The sequence below is a fragment of the Pseudomonas koreensis genome (assembly GCF_036668835.1).
In the GTDB taxonomy this organism is placed as follows: domain Bacteria; phylum Pseudomonadota; class Gammaproteobacteria; order Pseudomonadales; family Pseudomonadaceae; genus Aquipseudomonas; species Aquipseudomonas koreensis_I.
This window is the reverse complement of the sequence record NZ_JAZEVW010000008.1, coordinates 13,395-36,223: the sequence shown is the minus strand read 5'-3', so window position 1 is coordinate 36,223 and position 22,829 is coordinate 13,395. Positions and strand designations below refer to the sequence as shown.

The window sequence follows — 22,829 nt, the reverse complement described above, 5'->3', positions numbered from 1 at the left end:
GCTCAACGCAAAAACGCCTGCCGATATTCCCCCGGCGTCCCACCCAGTACCTGGCGAAACCGATTGGTGAAATGACTCGCACTGGCAAATCCGCACGCCAGCGCAATCTCACCCAGCGGCAGCAGGGTCCCGCGCAACATCTGCCGCGCCCGATCCAGGCGTCGCGCCAGCACATATTGATGCGGTGGCAAACCGAAACTCGCCCGGAACATCCGCGCGAAATGGTATTCCGACAGCGCACACAATCCGGCCAGTTGCCCGAGGCTGATCGGCTCCGCCAGTTGACTGTCGATGTACGCCACCAGTTGTCGGCGTTGATGCGCCGCCAGTCCGCCCTTCAAGCGCAAGCCCTGCCGCGCACCGACCTGGCGGAGCAAAGTGTGGCTGATCAACTCGTGGGCGAGGCTACTGGTCAGCAAGCGCTCAGCGGGTTCGTCCCAGTTCAGCGCCAGCAATTGGCGAAAGCGCTGTGCCTGTTGCGGGTCTTCGAGGAAGGTATGCTCGCGCAGCTGCATTTCGCGCGGTTCGCGATCGAGCAACGTCACGCAACCGAGGGCGAATTGTTCGGCGCTGAAATACAGGTGCGCCAGGCGAATGTCGCCGTTGACCACCCAGCCCGACTCATGTTCGGCCGGCAGAATGCACAGCTTGTCCGGTGCACCCTTTCGCTGCGGTTGGCCGCGACGAAATGTGCCGGTGCCGCCGGCGATGTAGCAGGACAGGGTGTGGTGGCCCGGCGCTGAATATTCCCGGGCGTCGTGGTGATTGGTCCATACCGCGGCGGACAAGCCGTCGCCAAGCTCGGCGCTGTGCACCAGGCGGGCGTTCGGCGAGCTGTTGAGCTCTTGAAAGACTTGCAGGGTATCGATTGCGGCCATGGGCGATTTTCTCCGACGCCTTGCATGCTACTCCGTAGACGCCAGGCTGCCAGCCCGTTAACCGAGAAAAGCGCAAGAATCTGCAAGCGTGCACAGCGGCGCCAGACCGACACTCAGGGCCTGTCGAGGAGAGTGCACCATGAACCTGTCGTTGTATTTGTTGACCGTACTGATCTGGGGTACCACGTAGATTGCCTTGAAATGGCAATTGGGCGTTGTGGAGATACCGGTGTCGATCGCCTACCGCTTCGGCCTCGCCGCGCTGGTGCTGTTTGCGCTATTGCTGCTCAGCCGTCGTCTGCAGCCGATGAATCGTCGCGGGCATCTGATTTGTGTGGCGCAGGGGCTGTGCCTGTTTTGCGTCAATTTCATGTGTTTCCTCACCGCCAGCCAGTGGATTCCCAGCGGGCTGGTGGCAGTGGTGTTTTCCACGGCGACGCTGTGGAATGCCCTCAACGCGCGGGTGTTTTTCGGCCAGCGTATCGCACGCAATGTGCTGATGGGCGGCGGGCTCGGTTTGTTCGGCCTGGGCCTGTTGTTCTGGCCGGAACTGGCAGGGCATCAGGCCAGTCCACAAACCCTGCTGGGGCTTGGTCTGGCGCTGTGTGGGACCTTGTGTTTTTCGGCGGGCAACATGCTGTCGAGTCTGCAACAGAAGGCCGGCCTCAGACCGCTGACTACCAATGCCTGGGGCATGGCGTATGGCGCAGCCATGCTGACGCTGTGGTGCCTGGTCAAAGGCATCCCGTTCGACATGGATTGGAGTTCGCGTTACGTCGGCGCGCTGCTGTATCTGGTGATTCCGGGTTCGGTGATCGGTTTCACTGCCTACCTGACACTGGTCGGACGCATGGGCCCGGAGCGCGCGGCGTACTGCACGGTGCTGTTTCCGGTGGTGGCATTGAACGTCTCGGCGTTTGCCGAAGGTTATCAATGGACGGCACCGGCATTGATCGGTCTGGTTCTGGTGATGCTGGGCAACGTGCTGGTGTTTCGTAAGTCGAAAACAGTGCCAGTCTCCGCGCAGCGAAAGCTGGCTTGAATAATCGAGCGCTGAACTTCAGTGCTCGACTTTCAAGGTGATGTAAATCATCACCGGAAAAATGAAATCGACAATATGCCGGGCCCAATCCTTGGCATTCCACGATTGCGAAGTGTCCATGTCGAACCATTCGACGCCCACGGTTTGCAGGCAAACGTAGTAAATGAAAATGGCCGCCAGAATACCCATGATTGAAAACTTCTTCGCTTCATGGAAAATCTCGGCGGAGGAGTTGATATGCCGATACAACTGATAGGTGCCTATCAGGCAGAGCACGGTATAGGTGACTTCCATCGTTATGATGAACCAGTAGATCCGGTGGTGGACTATAGGCGAGTCAATGGCTCGATACTTGAGATTCTCGCTGGCGGTGGTGGTATCCATGCTCAGTATATGCGCCACGTAAGTGTAGTTTGATTCGTAGTCGGTGAAGTTGTGAATCATTACCAGCAGTCCAAAGAAGCTGATATAGGCCATCAGGATTACTTTGCTGTAACGGATCAGTTTTTCGGTGGTCAGCGTGTTCAAGGTGTGGGCTCTCCATAGCATATGTCTTTAGATAGACGGATGCGGAGAGCTTATAGTGCGGCTGTGGAAGTTTGGTCGTGGTTCGATTGCAAGTTGTGTATATGTAACTAACGGGCAAATGCAGATGTGTGCACTTGCCCGTTGTTTTTCAGCCGCGCCAGACTTGCGGGTTGACCAGATCCTGCGGACGTTCGCCGAGCAGGGCGCTGCGCAGGTTGGCCAGTGCGCGATGGGCCATGGCTTCACGGGTTTCGGTGGTGGCCGAGCCGATGTGTGGCAGGGTCACGGCGTTACTCAGTTGGAACAGTGGCGACTCGGCCAGCGGTTCCTTTTCGTAGACGTCCAGCCCGGCGCCACGGATGCGCTGGTTTTGCAGGGCTTCGATCAGTGCCGGTTCGTCGACAACCGGGCCGCGCGAGATGTTGACGAGGATGGCGCTCGGTTTCATCAGCGCCAGTTCGCGATGGCTGATGAGGTGGCGGGTCTTGTCGCTGAGCGGCACCACCAGGCAGATGAAGTCGGCTTCGGCGAGCAGTTGCTCGAGGCTGCGAAATTGCGCGCCGAGTTCCTGTTCCAGTTCGGTCTTGCGACTGTTGCCGCTGTAGATGATCGGCATGTTGAAGCCGAAACGGCCACGGCGGGCCACGGCGGCGCCGATGTTGCCCATGCCGACGATGCCCAGGGTTTTGCCGTGGACGTCGCAACCGAACAGGGGCGCGCCGACGCTGGCTTGCCATTGGCCGGCCTTGGTCCAGGCGTCGAGTTCGGCGACGCGGCGGGCGCTGCTCATGATCAGGGCAAAGGCGAGGTCGGCGGTGCTTTCGGTGAGCACGTCGGGGGTGTTGGTGAGCATGATCCCGCGTTGGTTGAAGTAGTCGAGGTCGTAGTTGTCGTAGCCGACGGAGACGCTGGAGACCACTTCAAGTTTTGTCGCGCTTTCGAGTTGTGCCTGGCCGAGTTTGCGGCCGACGCCGATCAGGCCGTGGGCGTGGGGCAGGGCTTCGTTGAATTGCGCGTTGATGTCACCGGTCTTTGGGTTGGGGACGATGACGTCGAACTCCTGTTGCAGGCGTTCGACCATGGGCGGGGTGATGCGGCTGAAGGCCAGGACTGTTTTTTTCATTGCTCGGGGCTCGTCGTGCGGCTTGATTGAAAGCACGCTAACATTTTCTGGGCTGGGTTGTCTTGGCGGCCTCTGGGCCGGCCGGGCTCTGGTTGGTTTGGCGTGTATATCCGTTGCTGCGGGTGTGGCGGCTGGCGGTTTCGCCCTTACGGCGAGTCCCTTTTTCAGACGCCAAAAAGGAACCAAAAGGCTTTGCTCCTGCGTCCGGCCCTCGCAGGCTCGGGTCCCTTCGCTCCGGGATCGATCCGGGCGCAGCGGCTACGGTTTGCTTCGCTGCACCTACTTCCGCTGTGTACGACTTCGTCGTACGGTCGCTCTGCTCCCACGCCCGGATCAATCCCTGCGCTCAGCCTTCCGATGTCGCTGGTGACGCAAGATCAAAAGCACTCGAGCTGGCGCTCATTGTTGAGTGGTGAGAAGCGGGGGGTTGGCTTTGGATTTGTGGTGGGTTTGCCCCTCACCCCAGCCCTCTCCCGAGGGAGAGGGAGCCAGATTGATGAGCTGTTCAAATCCTGAGTTCGGCTCGGTATTTCAGGTCTGCGTACCTTGCCTGAACAACGCGATCAGTCCCCTCTCCCTCCGGGAGAGGGCTAGGGTGAGGGGCTTTTGATTCTCATCCGACGTCGGCGCAGCTCTCGCATCCACCACGAACGGTCCTCACTCCCTACAAACGCGTAAGTTTAAAAATCAGTTCGCAACCCGTGCCCCGGCCAGGCTCCCGCTCAATTCATACGCCGCCAGTTCCGCCTGATGCGCCGCCAATATCTCCGGCAACGATCCGCGCAGATATTCGACCCACGTCTTGATCTTCGCATCCAGATACTGCCGCGACGGGTAGATCGCGTACAGGTTGAGCTCTTGCGAGCGGTAGTTCGGCATCACCCGCACCAGCGTGCCGTTGCGCAGGCCTTCGATGGCGGCGTACACCGGCAATACGCCCACGCCCATGCCGCTGATGATCGCGGTTTTCATGGCGTCGGCGGAGTTCACCAGAAACGGCGAGCTGTTGATGGTGACCATTTCCTGGCCGTCCGGGCCGTCGAAGGCCCATTTTTCAAGGGGTATCACCGGGCTGACCAGACGCAGGCAGGCGTGGTTGAGCAGGTCGCTGGGTTTTTGCGCGGCGCCGTTGGCTTTCACGTAGGCCGGCGAGGCGCAGACGATGCTGTAGGTGATGCCCAGCCGTTGCGAGACGAAACCTGAGTCCGGCAGTTCGCTGGCGAGCACGATGGACACGTCGTAGCCTTCGTCGAGCAGGTCCGGCACGCGGTTGGCCATGGTCAGGTCGAAAGTCACGTCCGGGTGGGTCTTGCGATAGCGGGCGATGGCGTCGATGACGAAGTGCTGGCCGATGCCGGTCATGGTGTGCACTTTCAACTGTCCGGCGGGGCGGGCGTGGGCGTCGCTGGCTTCGGCCTCGGCTTCCTCGACGTAGGCGAGGATCTGCTCGCAGCGCAGCAGGTAGCGCTTGCCTGCCTCGGTGAGGGCGATGCGCCGCGTGGTGCGATTGAGCAGGCGGGTTTGCAGGTGGGCTTCGAGGTTGGAGACCGCGCGCGAGACGTTGGCGGTGGTGGTGTCGAGTTGCACGGCGGCGGCGGTGAAGCTGCCGGCTTCGGCGACGCAACTGAAGGCGCGCATGTTTTGCAAGGTGTCCATGGGGTGCTCTCAAGGGAGATGGCAAATTGTGACACGAAGTTTCAGGGGCTGAGACCCCAGACTTAAGGATTATCGCGTTAACCGTAACAAAGATTCACAGAAAACCCAGCTTATCGCCGTAATGGCGCCCCCCTAGAATTGCGCCGTTGTGGGAGTCGAGGCGCACAGGCCGGTTGTTCAGCCCGAACAGAGGCGCTGATTTGGCGAACAGACTCGCCCCCGCAAAGTCCCGGTTTATCCCCTTTTCAGGAATTCGCAGCTGTGCCGCGTCGCATCAACAGAGCGCTTTTGCCGCTCAGTGTTCTGGCTTTTACCCTGGGTCTTGGCGGCTGCATCTCAACGCAAGGAATCGCCCCGCACAGCGAGGCATTGGCGGCCAATTCGCTGGCTGCCGACGAGGCCATCGCCCACGCCGCCCGTGACGCCAATTGGCCCAGCGCGCAATGGTGGCAAGTGTACGGCGACCCGCAACTCAACCACTGGATCGACCTCGCGGTGCAAGGCAGCCCGACGATGGCCATGGCCGCCGCGCGGGTGCGCCAGGCCAGGGCGCTGGCCGGTGTCGCCGAGGCGGCCGAGTCGTTGCAGATCAATGGCGAGTCGACGCTCAAACGGCACAACTGGCCGACCGATCAGTTTTACGGCCCCGGCGAGCTGGCCAACACGACGACCTGGGACAACAACGCCGCGCTGGGTTTCAGCTATGCGCTCGATCTCTGGGGCCGGGAAAGCAATGCCAGTGAGCGCGCCGTGGATCTGGCACACATGAGCGTCGCCGAGGCGCGGCTGGCGCAGCTGGAATTGCAGAGCAATATCGTGCGCGCCTACATAGAGCTGTCGCTGCATTATGCCCAGCGTGACATCGTCGCGGCGACGCTGGCGCAGCAACAGCAGATTCTCGACCTGGCGCAGAAACGTCTCAATGGTGGGATCGGCACGCACTTCGAAGTCAGCCAGGCTGAAACGCCGCTGCCGGAAACTCATCGCCAACTCGATGCGCTGGATGAAGAAATCGCCCTGAGCCGCAACCAGATCGCCGCGCTCGCCGGCCAGGGACCAGGGGCGGGGGCGCAGTTGCAGCGGCCGACGCTGGCCCTCGGTGCGGCGTTGAAATTGCCTTCGGCGTTGCCTGCGGAGCTGCTCGGTCAGCGTCCCGATGTGGTCGCCAGTCGCTGGCAAGTGGCGGCGCAGGCGCGCGGCATCGATGTCGCTCATGGCGGTTTTTACCCCAACGTCGATCTGGTCGGCAGCCTCGGCTACATGGCCACCGGTGGCGGCGCGCTGGAGTTTCTGACTGGCAAGAAACTCAACTACAACGTCGGCCCGGCGATCTCGTTGCCGATTTTCGATGGTGGGCGATTGCGTGCCGAGTTGGGCGAGGCCTCGGCCGGTTACGACATCGCCGTGGCGCACTACAACCAGACGCTGATCAACGCGCTGAAAAACATCTCCGACCAGTTGATCCGCCGCGAGTCGATGGACAAGCAGCAAGGCTTCGCCGCCGAGTCGGTGGCCACGGCCCAGAAAACTTACGACATCGCGATGATCGCTTATCAGCGCGGCCTCACCGATTACCTCAACGTGCTCAACGCGCAGACGCTGCTGTTCAAACAGCAACAGGTGCAGCAGCAAGTGCAGGCGGCGCGGTTGAGTGCGCATGCCGAGCTGGTGACGGCGTTGGGCGGTGGCCTCGGTGCCGGCAGTGATGTGCCGAGTGCCGAGCAAACCCAGGCGCCGATAACCCCGGCACTCCTGAAGTGAACCCATGACCAATGTGGGAGCGAGCCTGCTCGCGAAAGCGGTGTATCAGTCGACGTCAATGCTGAGTATGAAAACGCATTCGCGAGCAGGCTCGCTCCCACAGGTTCTGCGACCAGACCGAATCTCATTGAGCACATCTGAATGACTCCCTTACCCGCACCCATACGCTGGCTCTACACCCTGGAATGGCGCCGCGGTTTCTATGACTGGGCGCGCAGCGACGGCGTGACCTGGGTCTACATTTTCAAAGTGTTGATCGCTGCATTCCTGACCTTGTGGCTGGCGATGCGCCTGGAATTGCCGCAACCGCGCACGGCGATGATCACCGTGTTCATTGTCATGCAGCCGCAGAGCGGTCAGGTGTTCGCCAAGAGTTTTTATCGCTTTCTCGGCACGTTGGCCGGGTCGGCGATGATGGTCACGCTGATCGCTTTATTTGCGCAGAACACCGAACTGTTCCTCGCCAGCCTGGCGATCTGGGTGGGCATCTGCTCGGCGGGTGCCGCGCGTTGCCGCAACTTTCGCGCGTATGGTTTTGTCCTCGCCGGTTATACGGCGGCGATGGTCGGTCTGCCGGCGCTGGCGCACCCGGACGGCGCGTTCATGGCGGCGGTGTGGCGCGTGCTGGAGATCTCGTTGGGGATTCTCTGCGCCACTCTGATCAGCGCGGCGATCCTGCCCCAGACCGCCAGCGCGGCCATGCGCAACGCCCTGTATCAGCGCTTCGGCGTGTTCGCGCTGTTCGCCACCGACGGCTTGCGCGGGCGCAGCAAAGCCGAAGCGTTCGAGGCCAGCAACGTGCGCTTCATTGCCGAAGCCGTGGGCCTGGAAGGGCTGCGCAGTGTGACCGTGTTCGAAGACCCGCACATGCGTCGGCGCAATGGTCGGCTGAGCCGTTTGAACAGCGAATTCATGGGCATCACCACGCGCTTCAACGCCTTGCACCAGTTGCTCGAACGCCTGCGGGGCAATGGCGAGGAACATGTCGTCGCGGCGATCAAACCGGGTCTGCAGGACCTTGCCGAAGTGCTCGACGGCTTCAGCGGCCGCGCCCTGACCAGCCCCGACGCCGCACGTCTGACAACAGCGCTGGCGATCTACAAGGACGGTTTGCCGGCACGCGTGCGGACCCTGCGCGGGCTGTTTCAGGAGACCGCGCCGAGCGAGGCCGAGCAGCTGGATTTCCACACCGCTTACGAATTGCTTTATCGCTTCGTCGACGACTTGCACGGCTACGCCCTGACCCATGCCTCGCTCGCCGAACACCGCCACGAACGCGAGCGCTGGGACGAGCCGTTCACTCCGCAAACCAACTGGTGGGCGGCGGCCGCGTCGGGGATTCGTGCCTCGTTCATCCTCATTGTGCTGGGCAGTTACTGGGTCGCCACCGCATGGCCGAGCGGGGCGACCATGAGCCTTATCGCCGCCGCCACCGTGGGCTTGTCCGCAGCGACGCCGAACCCCAAACGCATGGCATTCCAGATGGCCTGCGGGACGTTTCTCGGTGCCTTGATCGGCTTCGTCGAGATGTTTTTCATCTTCCCATGGATCGATGGTTTCCCCTTGCTTTGCGTGATGCTCGCCCCGGTGATCGTGCTCGGCTCGTTCCTCGCTTCGCGGCCGCAATACGCCGGGGTCGGCCTCGGTTTGTTGATCTTTTTCAGCACCGGGTCAGTGCCGGACAACCTGACCCTCTACAACCCCTACACCTTCATCAACGACTACATCGCCATGGTCATGGGCATGCTCGTCTGCGCGGCGGCGGGGGCGATTATTCTGCCGCCGAACAGTCGCTGGTTGTGGCAACGGCTGGAGCAGGATCTGCGCGGGCAAGTGGTCTATGCGATCAGCGGCAAACTCAAAGGCCTGGCCTCGAGTTTCGAGAGCCGCACCCGCGATCTGCTGCATCAGGCCTATGGCCTCGCCGCCGGCCAGCCGAAGGTGCAGAAAAATCTGCTGCGCTGGATGTTCGTAGTGCTGGAAGTCGGTCACGCGATCATCGAGTTGCGCAAGGAACAGGCAATTCTGCCGGTGCATCCGGCCTATGCCGAATCGCAGCCATGGCGTCAGGCGATCCGCGTGATGGGCCGGGCGCTGGTGCGGCTGTTTCTGCAACCCGGTTCGAGCAATCTGGAGCGTGCGCTGGTCGCCGTCGATCATGCGATCAGTCGCGTCGCGGCCACCGACGAGCCGTTCGCGCCGCATTTCGATACCTCAGCGCTGCGTCGGGTGAAGAGCTATTTGCACTTCATCCGCACCTCGCTGCTCGACCCGCAATCACCGCTCGCTGAATACGCCATCGTCAGCCCCGAAGGACTCGCCCATGCCTCGTGAAATCGCCTTCCATGGCGTGTACATGCCGACCATGACCCTGATGTTTTTTGTTGCTGCGGGACTGGCCTGGGCGCTGGACCGCTTCCTCTCGGGGTTCGACCTGTACCGTTTTTTCTGGCACCCGGCGCTGCTGCGTCTGAGCCTGTTCACCTGTCTGTTCGGCGCGATGGCGCTGACTGTCTACCGTTGAGAACGTATCGATGAAAAAGTTTTTCAGCCTGCTCGCAACCCTGCTGGTGCTGGCCCTGGCGCTGTGGATCGGCCGCACTTTGTGGCAGCACTACATGAACACGCCGTGGACCCGCGACGGCCGCGTCCGCGCTGACATTATCAACGTTGCCGCCGACGTCACCGGCGAAGTGGTCGAGGTGCCGGTGCGTGACAATCAGTTGGTGAAGAAGGGCGATCTGCTGATGCGCATCGACCCCGAGCATTACCGTATCGCGGTCAAACAGGCGCAGTCGCTGGTCGCAGCGCGCAAGTCGACGTGGGAAATGCGCAAGGTCAATGCCCACCGCCGCGCCGACCTCGACAACCTGGTGATCTCCAAAGAAAATCGCGACGACGCCAGCAACATCGCCGACGCCGCGCTGGCCGATTACCAACACGCCCAGGCGCAACTGGAAGCCGCCGAACTCAACCTCAAACGCACCGAAGTGCGTGCGGCGGTGGACGGCTACGTGACCAACCTCAATGTGCATCGCGGCGACTACGCGCGCATCGGCGAGGCGAAAATGGCCGTGGTCGACATGAACTCGTTCTGGGTTTACGGCTTTTTCGAGGAGACCAAACTGCCGCATGTGAAAGTCGGCGATAAGGCCGACATGCAGCTGATGAGCGGTGAAGTGCTCAAGGGCCATGTGGAGAGTGTTTCTCGCGGCATCTACGATCGCGACAACCCGGAAAGTCGTGAGCTGATTGCCGATGTGAACCCGACGTTCAACTGGGTGCGCCTGGCCCAGCGGGTGCCGGTCCGAATCCACATTGATGAGGTGCCGGAGGGCGTGTTGCTGGCGGCGGGAATTACTTGCACGGTCGTCGTAAAGCAGGACGACATCAAATAGCGAGTATCAACAAGGGTGGTGTGGCGAGGGGCGCTTGCTCCCGCTTGAGTGCGCAGCGCTCACCTTTTGCGGGCCGCCGCGCCGCCCGGCGGGAACAAGCTCCCTCGCCACAGCTGGGTATGTATCAGTAGAACTTGCTGACCACCCGTAATCCGGATTCGATGGTTTCGTCGACCGACAGCTCTTGATCTTCCATCAGCGAGACGATTCGCTTGTCATTCGCGATGTTCGCGTCAGGTAATTTCAGCTGAGCGGCGCGATTGATCACGATGTAGCTCATTACGTCGCCACGGCTTTTGGTGAACGGCTGTTTGATAGCCGTCAGCATGGTTCGCTTCACATAGTCGTAACGCTCGACTGACGACATTCCTTTGAAGGTATCCGGATAGTTCTGATAGATATCGGCGGAGTATCGTCCGACGTCTTCTTCACGCGCTTCTTCGATCAATGCTTTCTTGCTGGTGACCTGGGTCAGGAGCTCGCTGTAGAGCTTGTCGCCTTCTGCGATCTGAGCGGCGTTCATCTTGGCCTTCAGGTCATCGCCAGCCGCGGTGTCTTCGGCATTGGCCATGATTCTGGTCCAGGCGTAGGCGGCGCTCAGATTGCCCTGCTCCTCATATTGCTCGATCAATATCTGCTGGGATTCGGCATATCCGTGCAGCGAGGAGCGCTCGAGCCAACGAGTGGCGAGCGCCACATCTTTCTTGGCCCCGACTGTGCCGAATTTGTAGCTCTCGTACATACCGTACTCAGCGCACCAGTCGTTCTGCATCGCCGCATAAGCCATGTAGTTGAAGGCTTCAGTGTTACGTTGGTCGGCGCTCAGGGTGCTGTCGTAACGGGTAGTCATCGACAGGTAGCAGAACGCGCGGGTGTGCTTTGGGGCGGCCATGACCATGCAGGTTTTGGCATCCTTGTACTCGCCGTTTTCGTATAGCTGGTAGCCCACGCCGTACAGAATGTCGCTGTCCATCTGCGCATTGCAGTGCTCGTTGGCGGCAACGACCGGTAGCACGTTTTGCAGGGTCAGTTTGGGCAGTGTGTCATTGAGGGAAGGTTCTTTGATTGCGCAGCCAGCCAGCAAGGTGAGCAGTGCCAGTGGCAATACGTGGAGGAGTTTCAAAAGCTGTTTCCTGATCTGAGTTGAAGCGTGTATGCAGGGCTCGTGTCAGGCAGGTCAACAAAGCAGCGACTGTTCCGGGCGGGAACAGTCGCGAGAGGAGAGGATCAGCAATTCCCTTGCTTCGATGCTTGCCCGAGCGACTCCTTGCGCTATTGGGATTACTTCAAGCATTGGAGGCTTCAAGTGACGCGCATTCTACGTGTACTGATCCGCTTGGCAATTTGATCGGTTGTAATCAAAGATTTCCACGCAACCCGAACCGCTTCATCAACGTCGATTCCAGCAAACCCCTGGGCATCAACGTCGCCAACAACGGCAACGCGCGGCTGCCATTGCCGATGCGGAGCAAGCGTGGCGGTTTGCTCTGCTGCACAGCCTTGAGCAACTCGGCGGCAAACTCATTGGCCGGTGTCGGCTTGTCCTGCGATGCCTTGGCCCGTGCGCGAATGCCTTCACGCAGGGGAAACCACGGCGATTGCTCATTGATCAACTGTTCCGCTTCGTGCTCGGCATTCTTCGCGAAGCTCGATTCGATGGCGCCGGGCTGAACCTCCATTACGCGGATACCGAACGGCGCCAGTTCCATGCGCAGCGCATCACTCAGCGCATGCACCGCCGCTTTCGAAGCGCAGTAGGCGCCGGCAAATGGTGTGACCAGCACGCCGGAAACACTGCCGATATTCACCACCAGCCCCTTGGCCCGGCGCAGTACCGGGAACAGCGCGCGGGTGACACCGACAATCGAAAACACATTGGTTTCGAACTGGCGCTGCATGGCCGCGACACCGCCATCGAGCAGCGGCCCCATCGCGCCGTAGCCGGCGTTGTTGATCAACACATCGAGGCCGCCGTGTTGCTGGTTCAGGCGCTCGGCGAGTTGCTCCAGCGCGGCGCCATCGTTGACGTCCAGCTGAATCGCGGTGAAACCGGCAGCGCTGAGCGCAGCGACGTCTTCAGCCTTGCGCGCACTGGCCCACACTTCGTAGCCGGCTGCTTTGAACGCATCGGCGAGGGCGCGGCCGATGCCGCTGGAACAACCGGTAATCAACGCAACGGGCATGGCGCATTCCTTGTGCAAAAAAGTCGGGGGAGGGGATCAGTCAGAGAAACTACCCTGCAAATGCTCGGCGCGAAACTCCAGGGTTTGCGGGCGATAGCCGGGGCGCAGTGGCGGCAGCGGCAGGCAGTCTTCCCAGGTCGCGCCGGCCTGCAGTTCGCCGGGGCCGCGATAGCGTGGGGCGGTGTATTGATTGTCGGCCAGATTGACCGTATCGCCCGGCGCATAGGCAGCGATGCGCCAGCGCAGCTCGGTCAGCGGCACATCGTTGCCGTTGTTCATTTTCAATTGCAGCGGACGGTCGGCCGGGCATTGTTCGGGAGCATAAGCGATGCGCAATTCCAGGCGCGCCAGCTGTTTGACCTCGCGGTTGTCCAGCCACACCACCCACATGGCTACGAAGCCGAGGCCGATGGCAGCGGCCACCGACACCGGCAAGGCCTTGGCCGGGTAGCGCAGCAGCAGGATCAGCCAGGTGATGACCAGCAGGATGCCGATGAACATGTCGGATAACCTCGTAGAGACAGAGAGGCATCCTACCTAAGCGTAGGTGAGGTTGGCGATGGGCATCGGGACTTGAGCCGTCAGACCGGCGTCTTCGCGAGCAGGCTCGCTCCCACACTTGAAACGCATTCCCCTGTGGGAGCGAGCCTGCTCGCGAAGAGGCCATTTCTGCCACGCTGAATCAGGACAAAAAAAAGCCCCCGCCCAGCCCGCTGCGGATAGGGGACGCAACGGGCTGGACGAGGGCTTCTTGTTTGAGCAAGCGATTACTGCGCGATGGTTTTCACCGACACGCCGCGTTCGATCGGGGTGGAGCGACCGTAGATATCTTCGAAGCGTTCGATATCGTCTTCGCCCAAGTACGAACCCGACTGAACTTCGATGATTTCCAGCGGGATCTTGCCCGGGTTGCGCAGACGGTGCACCGAGGCGATCGGGATGTAGGTCGACTGGTTTTCGGTGAGCAGGAACACGTTCTCGTCACAGGTCACTTCAGCGGTGCCGCTGACCACGATCCAGTGTTCGGCGCGGTGATGATGCATCTGCAGCGACAGGCACGCGCCCGGCTTCACCGAGATGTGCTTGACCTGGAAGCGCCCGCCCATGTCCACCGAGTCGTACGAGCCCCACGGACGATAGACTTCGCAGTGGTTCTGGGTTTCGCTGCGGCCCTGCTCGTTGAGCGTGTTGACCATCTGCTTGACGCCCTGAACCTTGTCCTTGTGGGCGATCATCATGGCGTCTTTGGTTTCGACCACGACAATATTTTCCAGACCGATCACCGAGACCAGTTTGCCGTTGCCGTGGATCATGCAGTTCTTGCTGTCCTGAATGACCACGTCACCTTTGCTGACGTTGCCGTTGGCGTCTTTCTCGTTGACTTCCCACAGCGACGACCAGCAGCCGACATCGCTCCAGCCAGCGGTCAGCGGCACGACGCAGGCGCGCTGGGTTTTTTCCATCACCGAATAGTCGATGGAGTTGTCCGGGCAGCAGGCGAAAGTGGCTTCGTCGAGGGTCACGGTGTCGGCATCCTGCTGGCTGCGCTCGAGGGTCAGCAGGCAGGTGTCGTAGATGTCCGGATCGTGCTTTTTCAGTTCTTCGAGGAAACGGCTGGCGCGGAACAGGAACATGCCGCTGTTCCAGTAGTAACCGCCGGATTCGACGTATTCGGTGGCGCGCTTGACGTCAGGTTTTTCGACGAAGTGCGAGACGCGGCTGACGCCTTCCGGCAGCAGCGAATCGTTAGTGGACTTGATGTAGCCGTAACCGGTTTCCGGTTTGGTCGCCGGCACGCCGAACAGCACCATTTCGCCATTTTCAGCGGCAACGGTGGCCAGGGCGAGGGCGCGTTGCAGGGCTTTCTGGTCTTCCAGAACGTGGTCGGCCGGCAGCACCAGCATCAACTCGTCACGGCCTTCATTGACCAGCATCATCGCGGTCAGCGCCACGGCCGGTGCGGTGTTGCGGCCGAACGGTTCCATCAGGATGCGCTGGCATTCCAGATTGCGGTTGGCCAACTGCTCGTTGACGATGAAGCGGTGATCCTTGTTGCAGACCACGATCGGGGTGTCCATGCCTTCGAACACCAGGCGCTCCAGAGTTTGCTGGAACAGCGTGTGTTCGCCGGTCAGGGCGAGGAACTGTTTAGGGAACTGCTTACGCGAAAGTGGCCACAGACGCGAACCGCTACCACCTGACAAGATCACCGGAATCATAATGTTTACTCCATAAAATGCAGTTGAGAGCTGCAAGCTGCAAGCGGTGAGTTAGAAGCACTGCACTTGCAGCTTGAAGCTAGTAGCTGATAGCTCGAGCGATTAGCGAGTCGACACTGGGCGTTTCACCCAGACTGGCGACAGGTTGCTGCCGTTACCGGTGACGTACAGCACTGCTGCTTCACCGCGCTCCAGAGCGACGGGTTTGACGTCGCCGACTTTCTTGTCTCCTTCGTACAGCGCCAGGCTGACTTTCACCGGGTTGATTTCACGTTCGCCACGGCCCTTGGCAGCCACGTTCGGCACCACTTCGGTCTTGCCGTCAGCGGTCTTCAGGGTCAGCGGTTTGTCGCTGAGGTTCTGCACGCGCACCAGCGATTTCTGCTTGTTCTTGAACGGCGGCTCTTCGATCAGTTGCGGCGCGCCGGACGCGTTGTTGACCAGGGTGTAGTAGTGGTCACCGGCGAGTTTCACCGGCAGGGTCTGGCTGCCGACCTTGGCGCTGTAATCGCCGCCCGGCATGAAGCTGAAATCGCTGCTGGCCAGTGGCGCGATGTCGCTCAGATTGGTGCTGCCGACGGTGGCGCTGACTTCAGCGTTGCTGGCGTTGTAGACGCGCACGAAGGTCGAGCCTTTCGGTGCGGTCGGGCCGTACAGCGCGGCGTCGCCACCGGCGAAAGCTTGCACCGACAGCACGCTCAGACCTGCAACCAGTGCGATGCGTTTTGCGAGACGACGAGGAGTAGTAGTGAAAGTCATGGTGTACCTCTCTTTCAGTTTTGCGCCCGATCGGGCGTCTCGGATTTAGTGTTGATGGCTACGTTTTGTTGGCGGGCGCCGGCTTGTTTGAGCTCTGCGACCCACTGTGGGTCGGCGTCGCCGATTTCGTTGTTCACAGGCAGATATCGTTCAGGAAACTCCCAGATCAGCACCTGTGGCGGGCTGTTCTTGAAGTCATCGCTTTTCAGGTAGCTGAGCATTGGCAGGATCGGGCCGTGGCCGTCTTCGGCGTAATTGACCACGTCGCTGTGCAGTGCCTGCTTCAGCGCGCCGACAAAGTTCCAGTTCGGGTTGGCGCTGTAGCTGGTACCGATCAGCGCGACCGGTACTTCGCTGTTGGCGAACAGGGCGTCGTCACCGGCAGGCTGCTCGGCGGCCACGGTGTTGCGCTTCTGCAGGGGCTCCGGTGCCGGCATCATGTTTTCAAACAGCGGATCGAGCGGCAGGAACAGACGCAGATCGCCCTTGTGCGTGACCGTCTCCGCCGGCGTGGTGACGAAGCGCTGTGGCTCGCCGCTGAGCGGGAATTTCTCGGCAATGGTCTTGGCCAAGGTATTGGCGGCGATCTCCGCACCTTCCGGAGTCCAGTGGGTGTCGGTGCGCAGGAACACTTGCTGACCGTTCTGCTTGGCCTGTTGCAACGGGCCGAGCAGGTCAGGCGCGAGGATCTTGTCGCCGGCAACGCGAGCGTGGAAGTCCTGATAAAGGTTTTCGTGGATGCTCGAAGGTTTCACTTCATCCAGGTGTTCCGGATACAGGCGCGCCTTGGCCGGAACAATCGCCATCACCAGTTTCACGCCTTTGTCTTTCAGGGTCTGGCGTACGCCTTCGACCAGCGCGTAGTTGCCTTGCAGGTTCAGCTCTTCGTTGACGATCGGGTTGAATTCCTCATCGCTGTACAGCCACTGATCGCGACCGAGCACCACGCCCGGACGACCTTCGTTGAACAGCTTGAAATCCAGCGCGGCCCAGAGATTGGTGCCCAGACGCTTGATCGGAAATTCGTCGTCGTAGTGGGTTTCTACAGCCTTGGTCCAGCGGCCGTTGAGCACCGTCGCATCGGCGTTGGTGCTGAAGCCGAAGAAGCTGCGAATCGACCACACACCGAGGACCAACAGCGTCACCAGGAACAGGGCGATGTAGAAGATGCGTAATGAGCGGGTCATGTCAGATCCCTCAGAACTGGAAGTAAAGGAACGGCGAGAAGCTTTGCGCCGAGAGTTTGAGAATCGAGGCAATGAACAGCAGCAGGATCAGCCCGCGCATCACGTAGCGCGACCAGTCAGCGGTCCAGTAGGCCGGTTGCACCTGGGCTTCGACGCCGACGGTGTAGCCAGGTTCATGGATGCTCGCCGGGTTTTCGCCAGGCGCTGCCTTGATCATTCCAGGCGTGGCGGTGGCCGGGCCATCGGCCTCGACGTTGACCGCAGGTTTGGTCTTGGCTGGCGGTTGATTGGTGTACAAATCACGCAGTCCGAAGAACGCCAGGGTCAGGTAAGCCACCACCAGAGTTGCCACTTGCAGACCGGTCAGGCTGGCCTGATTGAGTTCCGACAGCGACCAGTCGCCGAAGCTGAACATTGCGCCGTACATGCGCCCGGCAACGTGCAGGTTCTCGGCACGGAAGATCACCCAGCCCATCACCACCAGCAGGAAGGTCAGCGCCCAGCGGATCGGGTTGAGGCTGCGCGGCGAGGTGTTCAGGCCCAGCGCTTTTTCGATCGCCAGCCACATGCCGTGCCAGGCGCCCCAGACGATGTAGGTGATGTTCGCGCCGTGCCACAGACCACCGAGGAGCATGGTCAGGAACAGGTTGCGATAGGTCATCAGCGTGCCTTTACGGTTACCGCCGAGGGTGATGTACAGATAGTCACGCAGCCAGGTCGACAGGCTGATGTGCCAGCGGCGCCAGAACTCGGTGATCGACTGGCTGATGTACGGCTGTTTGAAGTTTTCCATGAAGCGGAAACCCATCATCAAGCCCAGACCAATAGCCATGTCGCTGTAACCGGAGAAGTCGAAGTACAGCTGCGCGGTGTACGCCAGTGCGCCGAGCCATGCGTCACCGGTGGTCGGGTTTTGCAGGGCGAAGCAGTGGTCCGCAACCACGGCGAGGGTGTCGGCAATGAAGACCTTCTTGATGAACCCCTGCATGAACCGGGTGCAGCCCTCGGAGAACTTGTCGAGGGTATGCGTGCGGTTGTTGAACTGGTCGGCGAGATCGCGGAAGCGCAGCACCGGGCCGGCAATCAGGTGCGGGAAGATCGCCACGAACGCTGCGAAGTCGATCAGGTTGCGCGTCGCCGGGGTGTCGCCACGGTACACGTCGATGATGTAGCTGATCGATTCGAAGATGTAGAACGAAATACCGATCGGCAACAGCACGTGAGTGAGGATGAATGGCTCCAGACCGAACGAGGTCATAATCTCGTTGATGCTGTCGACGCCGAAGTTGGCGTACTTGAAGTAGCCGAGGATGCACAGGTCGACGGCCACGCCGAGCAGCAGCCAGCGCTGGGCCGGTTTGGTTCTGACGCCAGCGGCACCGACTTTCAGGCCGATCCAGTAGTTCCACAGCGTGACGGCTGCGAACAGCGCGAGGAAGTCCACACGCCACCAGGCGTAGAACACGTAGCTGGCGATCAGCAGCAGCAGGTTGCGATAGCGTTGCCCGCTCAAGTAGTACAAGCCGAGAAAGATCGGCAAGAACAGAAACAGGAACACGTTGGATGAAAATACCATCCCGATCTCTCCATGTTTGAACCAACAGTCAAGGGCCAAAGCCCCCCCAAACCCCCCGTGGTAGTGGAGGGGTGACACAGTATTCGCTTGGGGCCGGGGCTGGCCTTCAGACCGCGCCCCTCACCCCCCGCCCTCTCCCGGAGGGAGAGGGAGCCTGATCTCCATGGTTTTCAGAAAAGGAGATCGACTCGGTATTGCCTTGCAGCCTGATCTCACTGCTTTTCAAAGCCTGAGATCGACTCGGTATTTCTTTTGCCGCAGTCCGCACAGCCACCTCGGTCAATTCCCTCTCCCTCCGGGAGAGGGCTAGGGTGAGGGGCTTTTGCTCTTCGCCTGTCAGGAACCCTTATTGCCCTTTTCATGGGACGGGTCGTAAACCTTGGTCAGGTCCCCACCAAGACGGAAGGTTTTGAACGGTTGCATGTCGCGTTTCTTCTCGATCACATCCGGCGCGCAGGTGTAGAGGGTGCAGAACGGTTCGAGCCAGGCGAATTTCATGTCCTCTTTCAGGTCGGTCATGTCCTGCTTTTTGCCGTTCTTTTCTTCGAACTCGTCAGGGTCCTTGACGCCGGCCAACACGCGGTCACCCAGACGCTTCAGTGCGCCATTGTTTTCCTGACGCAGATCGACACCGTTGACCTGGGCGAAACTGGCGATCATCGCCAGCGGCGGCAGGGCGTAGTTGTGATAGGCGAGGGCGCGTTGCTGGCGCTTGAGTTCGTTGGGCAGGAAGCCATCGGCATCGACTTGATTGACGCCGACCTTGTATTCCTTGACGGCCCAGTCGAACAGGTCGCGGCGGTTGGTGGCGACGGCGGTGGCCATCACCGACCAGGCGGCCCAGTACGAGTGATTGTTGGTTTTTTCCAGCGGCAGGTTGTCCCAGTCGCTGACCACCTGATCGGCCATTTTGCTGAACCAGGCTTCGATCAACTGCGCTTCCTGCTGATGCTGGGCCAGCGGATGCGAGTCGGAAAACTTCAGGCGAATGTACGACGAGGCCATGCTGCCCAGCGCCCATTTGCGCATCGACTTGCCGGTATGGTTGAAGTCTTTGGACATCAACGCATCAGCCTTGGCCCACGCGGTCAGCCAGTTCAGCGTGCATTCGAGCTGTTCCGGACGACCATCGCGCATGAATTGCATGACGCGCTTGGCGGTGCCGCGCTCCAGCGTGGTGATGTCTTTGGTGGTGTCGCGAAAGGCTTTTTCCGACTGCACGTTCAGCGTCGCGCGGGCCTTGTCCGAACCTTCGTACTTGCTGCGAAATTGCAGCGGGCCGGTGTACGGCGCCGGCATTGCATCGCAACCGTCGCTCTTGTCGCCGCTCTTGAATTTATCCACCGGGGCGAAGTAGCCCTGTGGCGGACGCAGTGGCGCGGCGGCCTGGGTGGCCCCGGCGAACATCGCCAGGGTCAGCAGGGAAGGCGCGAGCAGGTGTTTGATCGTTCGATTTCGCATAGCAGACCTCATTGCCCAAGCTGCGCGGTCTGTTGACCGACGCCCGGGAATACGTTGCGTTTGCAGATTTTCGCTTCGACTTTTTGCGGCGCGGCGCCAGGTGCGGCTTCAGGCCCCTGGACTTCAACGGCCAGCAGGTTTTGCGAGGCCCAGTCTTCGTCCGTGCGCAGCTCAAAGGCGAAACGACCGTCGGTGTCGGAGGTTTCCGGTTTCTCGATCTTGATGTCCTCGTGGCGACCGTTCATGTACCAGAGGGTGGCTTGCAGGGTTTTCACCGACGTGTCGGCGAAGCGGATGTCGACCTGATGGTTGGCGTTCTGCAGGTTCAGGTTCTTGCTGTTGACCATCAGTTCCTGTTTGCTGCCCGGCTTCAGCGTGGCGCTGCCGGTCATCTGCGCGTCTTTGCCTTCGCAGCCGTTGTCGAGCAAGGCCATCATCTGGCGATAGATGGTTTCCTGGTCGAGGCGATACAGCGGCGAGAATTCCCAGATGAGGATCTTCGGTGGCGACTTCTGGAATTCCTCGCTGCCCAGGTATTGCAGCATCGAACCTTCAAAACCGCCGCCGGGGAAGGCGACGTTGAGAATGTCGGCGCCAATGGCTTCTTCGAGGAAACCGGCGAAGTTGTAGTTCTTGCCGCTGTGCGAGGTGCCGACCAGGGTGATCTGCGGATTGCCGGAATCGCCGAACAGGTCGCCATCACCCGCTTCGCCTTTCGGCTCGGTGGTGAACTGGTCCATGTATTGAATCGCGTAGCTGGTGCCGCACAGTTGGCCGGCCATGTTGTGCAGGGTGCCGGTCTTGCCCATGCGCCCGGACTTCTTGGTCTCGAACTCACGCTTGGGAATGTCGGCAAAGGCCGGGATCTGCTTGACCTTCTCGGCGACGATTTTCGCCGTGCGCTGGGCGCCATAAGGCGTCCAGTGCTGGTCGCCACGGAAGTAGAAATCGTGGGCGGGCAGGGTGTCCGGCAACGATTCGTTGGTCAGTGGCGACAGGTCCGGCACCACATAACCCATCTGCGCGAAACGGCCGAGCATGGTCTTGTAGTTGCCCAGTGCTTTCTCATAATCGAACGCGGCTTTTTCCTGCGGGTTGAGCTTGTTGCGGTTCACCAGGCCACGGGTCGGCTGGTAAACGATGACCAGCTCGACGCCTTTGCTCTTGAACGCATCGTGCAGCTGTTGCAGGCGCTTGTAGCCGGCCGGCGTGGTGTTGAACTCGGTGCGCAGGTCTTCCTGAGTCCGGAACAACCAGTCGCCCTGGGCTTGCACCAGCGTGGTGAAGTTCTGCTGATAACGCGTGGTGTAGTTCTTCGCGTCATGGGCGGCCGGGCACAGGTTGCAGCATGGCTCGGCGGTGAATTTCGGCGGCGTAGCGGTTTCACTGCCAGCGTCGGCACGTGCATTGCCGGCGGCGAGAATGCCAAGGGTCAGGGCCGAGAGGCTGAGCAGTTTGATCATGTGTGGGTGCATAAATTATCCTCAGTCCCGCATTTCGGTCTGGCGTTCGACAGGGTCGATCAGCACGGCTTTCTGTTGGCGTACCAGCAAGTCGAGAATTTCATCCTGGCGCTCGCCGAGGATGCCGTTGAAGCTGATGCCGCTGGATTTGGTCGGCGCCAGCATCGACACGCGATACAGCTCGACACTCAACGGCGAATCGATCGACAGCGGGCCGCTGCCATTGGCCGCCAGCTCGCCGCCGACGACGATCAGCGAGACCTGCGCATCGAACGGGTCGAGCTTGATGTCGCGGTCGGTGTCGGTCAGGTCCTTGATGTGCCCGTAAATGCCGGTCAGGCCGTTGGTCATGGCGACGTTTTCGTACAGGCGGATGTTCACGCTGTTACGAATACGGATGCCGTGACGCTGGTTGCTGATGACCTTGTTGCCCCACAACAGGTTGTCGGCAGACTCATAGAGCGTGATGCCGTCGGTGTGGTTCTTGTAGATCTCGTTGTAAGCAATGATGTTGTTGATGCTGTTACGGTCGATCACCAGGCCCGACAACTTGTTGTCGTAGCTCTTGTTGTTGAAGATGAAGCTGTCGTTGACCTCACGGGAAATAATGATCCCGTGCTTCTTCTTCGTGCCGTACACGGTGTTCTCGGCAATGATCAGCCGGTGCGAACGGTCGTGTGGGTCGATGCCGTAGACGATGTTGTCTTTGTAGGTGTTGCCCTTGACCACAAAGTCGCTGGTTTCGTAGCAGTAGAAGCCGTACCACATGTCCGAGAACTCGGAGCCGACGATCCAGCCTGTCGGCTCGGGACGCTTGAGCACCTTGGCCATGTTCGGCGTGTACTGGGAAATACTCACCCCGTACGACTTACTGTTGGCGTAGCCGAAGCTGGCCATCTTGCTGTTGACGATGTAGGTCTCGGTGCCGCCCCAGGCGAGCAGGAACGGACGGAATTCCTTCGGCGAACGGAAGGTTGCCGGGCCGTTGTCCTTCTCGCGCCAGCCGGTGACTTTGGTGTCACGCACGAACAGTTTGCCGTCATTGACGAGGAACGAACCGGCCTCTTGGGACAGGCGCAGTTCCTGGGTCTGACCGTCGATTTCGAGGATGCCTTTCTCGCCGACCACGATCGGCAATTTGGCCAGGTACACGCCCGGGGACGTCTCGCTGAAATACTGCTTGGGCAGTTTTTTCGCCAGATCCTTGAGGTTCATGTAGCCGTCGTCGATGAAGATCGCCTGCGGGATGCCGTGCTGACGCACGACCCATTCGGCCATCTTGTTATCGCCGCCGATGAAGTCCTTTAGAGCGTTTTCCTGCATCATCCGGCGCACGCTGATCTTGCCCGGCTTGCTGCGCACGATCTTCGCCGCAGCGGCTTCGGCGGTGAAGCCGGAGAGGTCGGGCAGTGTCGGCTTGGCCAGTTTCAGTGCGTCGGTCGGCGCGCTGCTGACGGTGTAGGTCTTGGCCTGTTGCAGTTCTTTGGCCACGGTCGCAGGTTTCGCCGGTTCAACATTGGCGAAGGCGCCGGCGCTGGCCAGCAGCATCGCGCCGGCCAGCAGGCTGAGTGAGCCTGTTCTGGTGCTGATCATGT

Annotated in this window: 19 protein-coding genes; 5 read left to right on the top strand and 14 right to left on the bottom strand. The window is 60.5% G+C overall.

Annotation, left to right across the window (positions count from 1 at the left end):
* Positions 1-2: 2 nt before the first annotated feature.
* Positions 3-878 (bottom strand): AraC family transcriptional regulator, encoded by an 876-nt coding sequence (locus V6F91_RS20915; protein WP_332767770.1) that lies wholly within the window; start codon positions 876-878, stop codon positions 3-5.
* 190 nt (positions 879-1,068) lie between these two features.
* On the opposite strand from V6F91_RS20915, the gene V6F91_RS20910 reads away from it, so the two are divergent.
* Complete coding sequence (locus tag V6F91_RS20910; protein WP_332768107.1) at positions 1,069-1,920, top strand: DMT family transporter; 852 nt, start codon at positions 1,069-1,071, stop codon at positions 1,918-1,920.
* Positions 1,921-1,938: 18 nt separating this feature from the next.
* On the opposite strand, the gene V6F91_RS20905 is transcribed toward V6F91_RS20910, so the two are convergent.
* The 3 genes from V6F91_RS20905 to V6F91_RS20895 form a co-directional block, all read right to left on the bottom strand.
* The gene (locus V6F91_RS20905; protein ID WP_332767768.1) at positions 1,939-2,448 is read right to left on the bottom strand and encodes a DUF2165 domain-containing protein; all 510 of its coding nucleotides are present in this window, start codon (positions 2,446-2,448) and stop codon (positions 1,939-1,941) included.
* A 148-nt stretch (positions 2,449-2,596) separates the two neighbouring features.
* Entirely contained in the window at positions 2,597-3,571 is a 975-nt protein-coding gene (locus V6F91_RS20900) for a D-glycerate dehydrogenase (RefSeq protein ID WP_332767766.1), read from the bottom strand.
* A gap of 687 nt (positions 3,572-4,258) precedes the next feature.
* Positions 4,259-5,227, bottom strand: a complete 969-nt coding sequence (locus V6F91_RS20895; protein ID WP_090281850.1) for a LysR family transcriptional regulator — start codon at positions 5,225-5,227, stop codon at positions 4,259-4,261.
* Between the two features lie 261 nt (positions 5,228-5,488).
* Between V6F91_RS20895 and V6F91_RS20890 the strand changes: the two genes are divergently transcribed.
* The 4 genes from V6F91_RS20890 (at position 5,489) to V6F91_RS20875 (ending at position 10,386) form a co-directional block, all read left to right on the top strand.
* Complete coding sequence (locus tag V6F91_RS20890; RefSeq protein ID WP_332767763.1) at positions 5,489-6,988, top strand: efflux transporter outer membrane subunit; 1,500 nt, start codon at positions 5,489-5,491, stop codon at positions 6,986-6,988.
* Between the two features lie 141 nt (positions 6,989-7,129).
* Entirely contained in the window at positions 7,130-9,322 is a 2,193-nt protein-coding gene (locus tag V6F91_RS20885; RefSeq protein WP_332767761.1) for an FUSC family protein, read from the top strand.
* On the top strand, positions 9,312-9,512 hold the full coding sequence (locus tag V6F91_RS20880) for a DUF1656 domain-containing protein (RefSeq protein WP_041479478.1): 201 nt from the start codon (positions 9,312-9,314) through the stop codon (positions 9,510-9,512). The genes V6F91_RS20885 and V6F91_RS20880 overlap by 11 nt, the downstream gene beginning before the upstream one ends.
* 10 nt (positions 9,513-9,522) lie before the next feature.
* Positions 9,523-10,386, top strand: a complete 864-nt coding sequence (locus V6F91_RS20875; RefSeq protein ID WP_332767757.1) for an HlyD family secretion protein — start codon at positions 9,523-9,525, stop codon at positions 10,384-10,386.
* A gap of 124 nt (positions 10,387-10,510) precedes the next feature.
* Here the strand turns inward: V6F91_RS20875 and V6F91_RS20870 are convergent, their stop codons facing one another.
* The 10 genes from V6F91_RS20870 to algG form a co-directional block, all read right to left on the bottom strand.
* Entirely contained in the window at positions 10,511-11,509 is a 999-nt protein-coding gene (locus tag V6F91_RS20870; RefSeq protein WP_332767755.1) for a sel1 repeat family protein, read from the bottom strand.
* A gap of 235 nt (positions 11,510-11,744) precedes the next feature.
* A complete protein-coding gene (locus tag V6F91_RS20865) occupies positions 11,745-12,569 on the bottom strand; it encodes an SDR family oxidoreductase (protein WP_332767753.1) in 825 nt (274 codons plus the stop codon).
* A 36-nt stretch (positions 12,570-12,605) separates the two neighbouring features.
* Positions 12,606-13,070 carry a multidrug transporter gene (locus V6F91_RS20860; protein WP_130910246.1) on the bottom strand — a complete coding sequence of 155 codons (465 nt, stop codon included), beginning with the start codon at positions 13,068-13,070 and terminating at the stop codon, positions 12,606-12,608.
* 266 nt (positions 13,071-13,336) lie between these two features.
* Positions 13,337-14,788: a mannose-1-phosphate guanylyltransferase/mannose-6-phosphate isomerase gene (locus V6F91_RS20855; RefSeq protein WP_332767748.1), complete on the bottom strand. Its 1,452-nt coding sequence runs from the start codon at positions 14,786-14,788 to the stop codon at positions 13,337-13,339.
* A gap of 102 nt (positions 14,789-14,890) precedes the next feature.
* Positions 14,891-15,547 carry an alginate O-acetyltransferase AlgF gene (locus V6F91_RS20850; RefSeq protein ID WP_101159307.1) on the bottom strand — a complete coding sequence of 219 codons (657 nt, stop codon included), beginning with the start codon at positions 15,545-15,547 and terminating at the stop codon, positions 14,891-14,893.
* Positions 15,548-15,561: 14 nt separating this feature from the next.
* Positions 15,562-16,734: an alginate O-acetyltransferase gene (locus V6F91_RS20845; protein ID WP_332767745.1), complete on the bottom strand. Its 1,173-nt coding sequence runs from the start codon at positions 16,732-16,734 to the stop codon at positions 15,562-15,564.
* Between the two features lie 10 nt (positions 16,735-16,744).
* Positions 16,745-18,310: an MBOAT family protein gene (locus tag V6F91_RS20840; protein WP_332767743.1), complete on the bottom strand. Its 1,566-nt coding sequence runs from the start codon at positions 18,308-18,310 to the stop codon at positions 16,745-16,747.
* A gap of 336 nt (positions 18,311-18,646) precedes the next feature.
* Positions 18,647-19,771: a mannuronate-specific alginate lyase gene (locus tag V6F91_RS20835; RefSeq protein ID WP_332767741.1), complete on the bottom strand. Its 1,125-nt coding sequence runs from the start codon at positions 19,769-19,771 to the stop codon at positions 18,647-18,649.
* An 8-nt stretch (positions 19,772-19,779) separates the two neighbouring features.
* Positions 19,780-21,246, bottom strand: a complete 1,467-nt coding sequence (locus V6F91_RS20830) for an alginate O-acetyltransferase (protein ID WP_332767738.1) — start codon at positions 21,244-21,246, stop codon at positions 19,780-19,782.
* A 9-nt stretch (positions 21,247-21,255) separates the two neighbouring features.
* Entirely contained in the window at positions 21,256-22,827 is a 1,572-nt protein-coding gene (gene algG / locus V6F91_RS20825) for a mannuronan 5-epimerase AlgG (RefSeq protein WP_332767736.1), read from the bottom strand.
* Positions 22,828-22,829: the final 2 nt, after the last annotated feature.